This window comes from Acinetobacter sp. YH16053 (assembly GCF_013417035.1).
Taxonomy (GTDB): Bacteria; Pseudomonadota; Gammaproteobacteria; order Pseudomonadales; family Moraxellaceae; genus Acinetobacter; species Acinetobacter towneri.
The window spans coordinates 1-3239 of sequence record NZ_VPEP01000066.1 but is presented as its reverse complement, the minus strand read 5'-3'; the positions used below and the strand labels follow the sequence as shown (position 1 = coordinate 3239).

Annotated in this window: 3 protein-coding genes; 2 read left to right on the top strand and 1 reads right to left on the bottom strand. The window is 34.6% G+C overall.

Going from position 1 to position 3239, the window contains the following annotated elements:
- Positions 1-1127 precede the first annotated feature (1127 nt).
- On the top strand, positions 1128-1646 hold the full coding sequence (locus FTV43_RS14785) for a plasmid replication DNA-binding protein (RefSeq protein WP_179995782.1): 519 nt from the start codon (positions 1128-1130) through the stop codon (positions 1644-1646).
- A 73-nt stretch (positions 1647-1719) separates the two neighbouring features.
- The gene (locus tag FTV43_RS14780) at positions 1720-2022 is read left to right on the top strand and encodes a hypothetical protein (RefSeq protein WP_179995781.1); all 303 of its coding nucleotides are present in this window, start codon (positions 1720-1722) and stop codon (positions 2020-2022) included.
- 182 nt (positions 2023-2204) lie between these two features.
- Here FTV43_RS14780 and FTV43_RS14775 read toward each other — a convergent pair whose 3' ends face one another.
- Positions 2205-3053: a serine protease gene (locus tag FTV43_RS14775; RefSeq protein WP_163146740.1), complete on the bottom strand. Its 849-nt coding sequence runs from the start codon at positions 3051-3053 to the stop codon at positions 2205-2207.
- Positions 3054-3239 lie beyond the last annotated feature (186 nt).

The window sequence follows — 3239 nt, the reverse complement described above, 5'->3', positions numbered from 1 at the left end:
ATGGACAAAGTTGTTATATGAAAATTAAATCAATTGACGCGGTATATAAACTCTAGGAAGTATTGGCATAAATCTTGTAAAACAAAATGCTCTCAACTCTCTTTCAACGTCCCCACATCCCTCGCTTTGCTCGGGCTGATGGTGAACGTTGAGAGAGTTTCGGCAATACTCACCCTAAGAGCTTACAAAAAATTGCTTGCTCTTAAAGTATTGCCGAACACCAATTTGGGCTGACGGAGCCACGCATCGGTCGTCCACGACAGGAGGTAATTGTGCTTTCCTACACAGGCTGAGATTACGATTCACACACCGCATCGACACGTTCTCAAACCGAACAGGTCACTTCTCTCTGCGAGGGTTTCCCCAACATACAATTTAAAGCATCCCTGAACTACTCATCACGCTGTTGCTTTGTCGATTTCCCCTAGTAGCAACTCTTGCTCTACATTACTGTAAAACAATCGCTGTGGTGCGCTAGCGTCGCTTTATTCCATCCACCCACACCACATGCCTAGACCCGAATAAACGGACACGCAGAAGCGGGCAAAGCTCGAATTCAAGATTGCTTATTTAATGGACACAAAACGATTCAATAACGAAGTAATTCATGTTTTGACTTGAAATTACTGCTCATAACGTTAAAATGTGCGAACAGGTACAAGCCTTTGGTGAAATCTGCACGAGTTGGTAGCTCTGCTGATCTTCGTTATCTGATGCGTCAACATCAAATAACTGCGTACCGCTGAATATAAGAAAAACCCGTTGATACTGCAAGGTGTCAGCGGTTTTTTTTTACTCAATTCAAGCCCTTAACTTTCACTCTTTCTAATTTCTTATTAAAAAATCATCTACATCTATTTGATTAATTTCTATTTTCATTAAAAAATAAGTTTCACTCTTTTTCAAAAAAAAATTGTTATTTGCTCAAATTAAATACACCAATATCTATTTGTTTTTGATTAATTTTTATAAACCCGTCCAAGATTTTTAGACAGTCTAGTTAATACAACAATTTAAATATTAGATAAAATCAGATGGTATATATGTAAAACTATATCTATCCAGTCTGTAAATTTTACAGTCTATTAGACAGTGACTTTAGACAACAATAGGCATCACTTTACAACATGAAAAGTCTTTCAGTTCTTGAATTATCCAAGCTTTACGGCATAAATAGACAGACAATTTACAATCATATAAATAAAGGAATTTTAAGTAAAAATTCTGATAATAAAATTGATTTTTCAGAAGCTATTCGTGTTTTTGGTGAGCCTGCTAAAAAAACCGATGTAAAAGAATCTGTAAAAGTAGACAGTCCAAGTTCGGCAGAAGTCTTACTACTTAGACAGCAGATAGACATACTAAAAAATCAGTTGGATGATGCAAAAAATAGAGAAAGCTTCTATCAAAATCAAATTGAAACTATGCAACGACTATTGGAAGCTCCAAAAACCAATACAACGCAATCTGATGATCCAAAATCAAAACAAGCAGAATCCACGGTAGAAGAAAAAGAGGACGTCATAGCTATGCCTCCTAAGGAATCAGAGGTCATCGGGAATAAACGTATTCCTGTCCCTGAACATATTGAGCCAGAACTAGAAAAAAGGGGGTTCTGGAGCCGTTTTTTTAAACCTTATGGCTAATATAAAACAACAGTTAGTTGTAAATTAGTTGTAAATTAGTTGATATAATAACTTATGCTTTTGGAGATAAGTTATGTCTGTTCAAGAACGCTTAAATAAATCTACAGTCCAATTTCTTAAGATTGCACATCATGTTGTATTCGCCAGGAAACGCTATGAAAACGGCAGACAAATAGTAGTTTCCCTGATTTATATTGCACAAGATGCACACCCCATAGCGGCAATCACAGGAACAGAGCGATTTTGGGATTGTCACGACATCAGTAAGGCAACACGATCAATTAGACGACACAATAAAAACTGTCTAATCCTGGATCGCAGAGACTTCATTTTTGAGAAAACGGAAGACCTAAGAGGCTTCAATGGCATCCATTGATTATTCGCCAAAGCTAAACAAAACCGTGGAACATTGATTGTTTTTTGATCGTGAAACATGAAAAATCATAAAAAAAGCCCGAACAGGGATGCTCGGGCTATAAACTAGAAACTACAGCGTTGAATTATAAGGATAATTATACAGCATTTCGTATAACGTGTATTATGTTAATTTTAGGAATTCTAAACTTGAGCAGAAATTAATGTGGATTTAAATTTACGAACTTCATCATTCAGTACGTGAAGTTCTGTTGATCTTATTGCATTACCTAAATGCATCATTGCTGCAACTGTTACTTGAGGAGGTTGAGCCAGAATTACTTGTCCATTATTATTTATTAGCGGCCCCGCATATAATATACCAACTAAATGAATTCGACTTTTATCCATATAATAAGTATTAGTTTTTCTGTCTAAATACCCCTTTTTATCATATAAAAAAATTGGTGATCCAGAGGATCCTGGGAAACAAGCCATATCAACCATAAACTCTTGTTTTCCATTATATAGTTTTGCAAGAGAAGAGGCCGTTATTCCCTTACGAATAATAGGTAGATGGTTTACCTCATCAGAAATACCATTAGGACAGCCAATCATTGTTACTTCTTCAATAGCATCAAAATATTGCCAATCATCGGTATTCGGTATTAATGATAAATCTAAAAATTTATAGAATATTGGCATACCTTGATCTATTGCTTGATTTATCAAACCTGCAATAGAGATAGCACATAAATCAATTTTCGTATCAGGATGATAGATAACCTGTTTATCGTTTATCCCAATGCTTAGTTCGACAAAATTTCCTGAAGGTTCTCCTTCATTATTCTTTACATGACAAATGATTTTTATTTGATCACTCTTTTCTATTACATGTTTGTTTGTCACCAGAGCTAGAAAGCAATTTTCTCCATCATTATCGAAGGCTGTGAAGAATCCAGTCCCTGTACTATGAGCTTTTCCATTTAAGTATGCAGTAATTTTTACTGTTGAATAAAGTAATTCCTCAGCCACACTCATAGTTTTATTCATAAATCTTTTCCGATAGTCACAATAAATATTCTTATTTTTTATCATAGTATTAATCTTTATTTTTTATTTTAATCAATAAAATAAATACTTCATTCTGACAAAATTTAAATCAATATATTTTTTCATTTAACATAATGGTGGTTATACGAAATTAGTAGTTTTTACGCGGAATTCCTAACGTATTCA

Bases quoted from the DNA above. Each gene is read 5' to 3' on its own strand.
- FTV43_RS14785 (WP_179995782.1), top strand. From the start codon at position 1,128: ATGAAAAGTCTTTCAGTTCTTGAATTATCCAAGCTTTACGGCATAAAT.
- FTV43_RS14780 (WP_179995781.1), top strand. From the start codon at position 1,720: ATGTCTGTTCAAGAACGCTTAAATAAATCTACAGTCCAATTTCTTAAG.
- FTV43_RS14775 (WP_163146740.1), bottom strand. From the start codon at position 3,053: ATGAATAAAACTATGAGTGTGGCTGAGGAATTACTTTATTCAACAGTA.